This is a genomic window from Streptomyces sp. NRRL WC-3618 (assembly GCF_001280005.1).
In the GTDB taxonomy this organism is placed as follows: domain Bacteria; phylum Actinomycetota; class Actinomycetes; order Streptomycetales; family Streptomycetaceae; genus Streptomyces.
Map to the genome: position 1 here is coordinate 68,806 of NZ_LGDW01000225.1, position 6,000 is coordinate 74,805.

2 protein-coding genes are annotated in these 6,000 nt (G+C 68.6%); one reads left to right on the forward strand and one right to left on the reverse strand.

Annotated features, from left to right (window positions below; all coding sequences use genetic code 11):
- Window positions 1-860: 860 nt before the first annotated feature.
- Window positions 861-1,160 carry a WXG100 family type VII secretion target gene (locus ADL01_RS20235; protein WP_006380729.1) on the reverse strand — a complete coding sequence of 100 codons (300 nt, stop codon included), beginning with the start codon at window positions 1,158-1,160 and terminating at the stop codon, window positions 861-863.
- Window positions 1,161-1,475: 315 nt separating this feature from the next.
- Here ADL01_RS20235 and ADL01_RS20240 point away from each other — a divergent pair.
- Window positions 1,476-6,000, forward strand: a 4,525-nt coding sequence (locus tag ADL01_RS20240) for an FtsK/SpoIIIE domain-containing protein (RefSeq protein WP_053743418.1), incomplete at its 3' end; no start/stop codon positions are given.

Below are 6,000 nucleotides of genomic sequence, written 5' to 3' on the forward strand. Positions count from 1 at the left end.
GAGAAGCCTCGCGGAACACGGCCGGAGCCGACTTCCCGCGCCCTCCGTGGCTGCCTCGTGCGTCTCTCGCAGCCATCAACGTGAGCAAGGATCTTACGGGTGGGACTGTTCGTTCCCAGGCATACGCGGCAACAGGATCCCGGCAGTGCGCATCCCGGCCGCCTCGGCAAGGAGAGTCCCGACGTGGCATCCAGAGGCAAGCAGCGTCTGATAACGGACCGCCTCGGCATCCGCGCCGAAGCCGGCGAATGGTGCTGGATCGAGAAGATCCCGCAGCTCCCTGCGGACGTGCTCCAGGCCGCAGGCAATCCCCGGCTCCGCCCTGCGAGGCTGCCTCCGTTGGGCATGGTCGGCGCGGTGCTCGGGGCGCCGTTCATGCCGCTCATCATGCTGTTGCGCCTTCTGTCCGATGCGGAAGAAGCCGTCAAGCGCTCCCTCGGTACGAAGGAGGAGAAGGAGCGACCGAGGACGGGATCGTCCTGGCCGCTCCACCGAAGCGGGTCAGCGTGGGGCGGGAGAAGCACATGCGGATCGTCGCCCGCCTTCCGCCACCGAGGCGACCCTCGTCGACGCGTTCTCCGGGGAGTTCGAGACGAGGATGCCGCTGATCCGGTTCCGTGACGGATCACGGATCCTGGCTGCGAGTCGACACGCAGGAAATCCGCAGCGAGCTCCACATGTACGTACTCCGGCCGCCTCTCCCGGACAGTTCCCTCCCCGACAACTGACGGGGCCAGGACGGCCAGCGGGCAGCGCCCGCCCGGTGCGTGCAGCATCCGCTGCCCTACCGAGCGGGCGCCTCGCAGGTCCTGTGCCTGAACAGCGCCGCTGAACAACGCCCCCGCAACTGTGCGCTTCGGCTACTTCTTCGCCGACTTGGCGAGCTCCTCGTCGATCTGCTCGAACTTGTCCGCCGCCATGGTCAGGTAGTCGCCCATGCCGTCCAGGCCGTCCAGGGTGTCCTTCGCGCCGCGGGTGAACTCCTCGAAGTTCTCGTCGAAGGCCTTCGACGAGCTCTTCGTGACGTAGCCGGACTCGACCAGGTTCGCGATGTACTTGCGCAGGCCGTCCAGCTTCTCCTGGAGCTTTTCCTTCTCCTTCACGACATGCTTGGCAGCATCCCGCATGTCCTGATATGTGACATCAAGGTCCTTGGCCATGAAGCCGCTCCCTCGTGAAAGTGCCGCAGGGCCAACCCCCGTGGCTTCCCTGTTCCAACCGTCCAACTACCGCGAGGCGGACGGTGTGATCGTCCGCTCTCGAGGCAGCAGCTTACGGGTGTGGCGCGAGTGGATACATCCCGGTTCTGGAACAGAACTGTTCAACACCGTTCCGTCACCAATTCACCATAGGGAAGGGCCAGAAGGGCTCCCGCCCCGACCCGTTGCCCTTCTGTCACAGGGAGCGGATATCGTCACTGCCTACGGTGGCCGACGTTGCGGAAGCGGTCACGGGGGCCGTTGGGGAGGACAACCGTGCGCCTGACTCTGACCGTTGTCGATCCGTTCGGCGGGGGCACCGCCGACGTCGTGCTCGACGCGGATCCCGAGTCCACCGTCGGGGACATCGCGCAGGAACTGGCGAAACAGGTCGGCCACAGCGGCGCCCAGATCATCCCCCTTGGGCAGCATGGGCAGGGCAGGCAACACGGGCGCTTGGCCGGCGGCAGCGCTCCCCTTATCTATGTGGACGGTTACGCCGTCGACCCGTCCGCCAACGTCGTCGGGTCGCCCCTGCGTGAAGGGGCCGTCGTCAGCCTTCAGGATCCCGCCGGGTGTCTGCCCGGGGAGCCGACCGGGCTCGTCGAACTCCGGGTCGTGGGTGGGCCCGTCGCCGGGTTCGTGCACCGGCTCGGGGTCGGGCGGTACGACATCGGCAGTGGGCCCGCCTCGTACATCAGGATCGACGATCCCGAAGTCGACGCCCGCGCCCTCACGTTGTCAGTTGCAACCGATGGCACCTGCCAGGTCGCCGTACACGGGGAGAAGGCCGGCGTCACTCTCGACGGCAAGGACATCGCCGACATCGAGGGCGACGAGTGGCCCCTCGGCGGGCAGATCGCCGTCGGCAACTCCCTTGTGGAGCTTGCCCGTTACACGCCACCGAACGCCGCACTCAAGTGGTCCGACGACGGTGTCGGTCTCGACTACAACCGGCCGCCCCGGCTGCGCTCCCCCGACCGGCAGACCAAGTTCCGGCTGCCGTCGCCGCCGCGGGACTTCGAGGCCCGGCCGCTGCCCTGGCTGATGGCGCTGACGCCCCTGGTGGGCGCGATCGTGGCCGTGGCCGTGTTCGGGCGCTGGTACTACCTGATCATGGCCGGTCTCAGCCCGATCATGCTCTTCGCCAACTACTTCATGGACAAGAAGCACGGGCGCAAGTCCCATGCCAAGCAGGTCAAGGAGTACAAGGAGCAGAAGGCGCGGATCGAGAAGGACGCGCAGGACGCCCTCCTCGCGGAGCGGCAGGACCGGCGGCACGCCATTCCCGACCCCGCCACCGTGCTCTCCCTCGGCACCGGGCCCCGTACCCGGCTGTGGGAGCGGCGGCGCACCGACCGTGACCATCTCCTCCTGCGCGTCGGCACCGGGCAGTTGCCGTCCGAGGTCGTGCTCGACGACCCCGAGCAGGACGAGCACCGGCGTCAGGTGACGTGGAAGATCGAGGACGCGCCCGTCGCCCTGTCGCTGCGGTCGTTGGGTGTCATCGGTATGGCCGGGCCCGGGGATTCGGCTCGTGCGCTCGGGCGGTGGGCCGTTGCCCAGACCGCCGCGCTGCAGAGCCCGATGGACGTCCAGTTCTACGTACTGAGCGAGAGCACCGCGCGGGACAGTTGGGACTGGGTCCGCTGGCTGCCGCACGCCAAGCCGTCCGGTGGGCAGGATGTCAACGTTCTCATCGGGACGGACGCGGAGACCGTCGGGGCCCGGATCGGTGAGCTGACGCAGATCCTCGACGCGCGCAAGAAGGCCGCCGAGCAGAACAAGGGGCAGCGGGCGTCGTTCAGCGACCCGGACATCGTCGTCGTGTGGGACGGGTCCCGGCGGCTGCGGTCGCTTCCCGGTGTCGTCAAGCTGCTGCGCGAGGGGCCGGCGGTGGCGATGTACGCCCTCTGCCTCGACGCCGAGGAGCGGTTCCTGCCCGGTGAGTGCCAGGCCTTCGTCGTCGCCGAACCCAAGGCCGAGGAGCACGCCGACCCCTACCAGCACCAGTACCAAAGCAGCGGCTCGCAGCCTCAGCCGCAGGTCGCGGGCGGGTTCCCGTCGTTTCACGCGTGGCATGCCGCCGACAGCGAGACCGACCAGCGTGCCCAGGCCGACAAGCTGCGGCTGCGTGTCGAGGAGGAGAGTGCGGAGCGCGTACGTGACGTACGGCCCGACTTCGTTTCCGCCGCCTGGTGTCTGCGGCTGGCCCGGTCCCTGTCCGCGTTGCGTGACATCAGCGGCGAGACCGAGGATTCCGCGCTGCCCGGGTCGAGCCGGCTGCTCGACGTGCTTCAGCTGGAGCCGCCCACGCCCGACGCGATCACCGCGCGCTGGCGCATGGGCGGGCAGTCGACGATGGCCGTCATCGGGGAGTCGTACGACGGGGCGTTCGGTATCGACATCCGGAAGGACGGGCCGCACGGGCTCATCGCCGGTACGACCGGTTCGGGTAAGTCGGAGCTGCTGCAGACCATAGTGGCCGCGCTCGCCGTCGCCAACACCCCCGAGAACATGACGTTCGTGCTCGTCGACTACAAGGGTGGCGCCGCGTTCAAGGACTGTGTGCATCTCCCGCACACCGTCGGCATGGTGACCGACCTCGACGCCCACCTCGTCGAACGCGCCCTGGAATCGCTCGGTGCCGAGCTGCACCGGCGGGAACACATCCTGGCCAACGCCGATGCCAAGGACATCGAGGACTATCAGGATCTGGTGCGTCGGGATCCGTCGTCCCATGCTCCCGTTCCCCGACTCCTCATCGTCATCGACGAGTTCGCGTCGATGGTGCGTGACCTGCCCGACTTCGTCACGGGTCTGGTGAACATCGCCCAGCGTGGCCGTTCCCTCGGTATCCACCTGCTCCTCGCCACACAGCGGCCGTCGGGTGTCGTGTCGCCCGAGATCCGCGCCAACACCAACCTCCGTATCGCGCTGCGGGTGACGGACGGCGGAGAGTCGAGTGATGTCATCGACTCTCCCGAGGCCGGGCACATCTCGAAGAACACCCCCGGTCGCGCGTATGTACGACTCGGGCACGCCTCCCTCGTCCCCTTCCAGTCCGGACGTGTCGGTGGACGCCGGCCCGGGGCGGCGGACCCCGCGGTGCTCATGCCCTGGTCGGGGCCGCTGGCCTGGGAGGATCTGGGCCGGGCCGCGCTGAAGAAGCCCAAGGTCGAGACGCGGGAGGACGAGGAGATCACCGACCTCAAGGTGCTCGTCGACGCCGTCCGCGACGCCAACCGGTCGCTCGGTATCCCGCCCCAGCACAGCCCCTGGCTGCCCGCGCTCTCCGAGACACTGCTCCTCGACGAGATCGAGGTCCCGGCGTTCACCGACCACGGCACGGGCAAGCTGGCGCCCGTCCCGTACGGCATCGAGGACCTGCCGGCCGCCCAGGCGCGCCGCCCGGTCGTCGTCGACTTCTCCACGTTCGGGCATCTGATGATCGGCGGCGCCCCGCGCAGTGGCCGCTCACAGATCCTGCGGACGATCGCGGCCTCCCTCGCCCGCACCCACTCCACCGCCGACGTCCATCTGTACGGGATCGACTGCGGCAACGGCGCGCTCAACGCGCTGAGCCGGCTGCCGCACTGCGGTGCCGTCGTCAGCCGTAACCAGACCGAGCGGGTCATCCGGCTGGTCAACCGGCTCAAGGGCGAGATGTCGCGCCGCCAGGACCTGCTCGCGGAGAAGGGGTTCGCGGACATCGGTGAGCAGCGGGCCGCGTCGGCGGAGGAGGAGCGGCTGGCGCACATCGTCGTCCTGCTCGACCGCTGGGAGGGCTGGGTGCCCACCCTCGGCGAAGTCGATCACGGTTCGCTGACCGACGAGTTGACCACGATGATGCGCGAGGGTGCGAGCGTCGGTATCCACCTCGTGCTGACCGGTGACCGCACGCTGCTGGTCGGGCGGATCGCCACACTCACCGAGGACAAGTACGGGCTGCGGCTCGCCGACCGCAGCGACTTCTCGACGCTCGGTATCCCGCACCGGAAGGTTCCGGAGGAGATTCCGCCGGGGCGTGGCTACAAGAACGAGTCCGGTATCGAGACCCAGTTCGCGCTGCTGTCGCAGGACACGACCGGGCAGGGTCAGGCGGCCGCGATCACGGCGATCGGAGAGGCGGCCGCGGCGCGGGACGCCCAAGTGCCGCGTTCCCGGCGGCCGTTCCGGGTCGACAGCCTGCCGTCGCGGATCTCGTTCGCGGACGCGTGGGGCATGCGCGACCCGGAGAGCTCCGGCTCGCGGCTGTGGGGGCTCGTGGGGATCGGTGGCGACGACATCACCGGTTTCGGGCCCGACCTCGCGGCGGGTGTGCCGACGTTCGTCGTCGCCGGGCCGGCCAAGTCGGGGCGTTCCACGGTGCTGATGAACTTCGCGCAGTCGTATCTCTCGCAGGGGGTACGGCTGGTCGTCGCTGCGCCGCGGCAGTCGCCGTTGCGGCAACTGGACGGGGCGGACGGGGTGTTGAAGGTGTTCACCGGGGACGACATCGACGAGGACGACTTCGAGGAGATCATCGATCAGGCGTCGATCGAGGAGCCGATCGTTGTCCTTGTCGACGACGGGGAGATCCTGGAGGACTGTGACGCCGCGAGCCAGATGAAGAAGATCGTGTCTCGGGGGGCGGAGCGGGGGCTGGGGCTCGTCATCGCGGGGGATGAGGAGGATGTGTGTAGTGGGTTCAGTGGGTGGCAGGTCGATGCGAAGAAGGGGCGGCGGGGGATTTTGTTGTCGCCGCAGGAGTCTTCGAGTGGGGATCTGATCGGGGTGCGGATCAGTCGGGGGATGGTGG

Coding starts and splice junctions, on each gene's coding strand:
- ADL01_RS20235 (WP_006380729.1), bottom strand. CDS start 1,160: ATGGCCAAGGACCTTGATGTCACATATCAGGACATGCGGGATGCTGCC.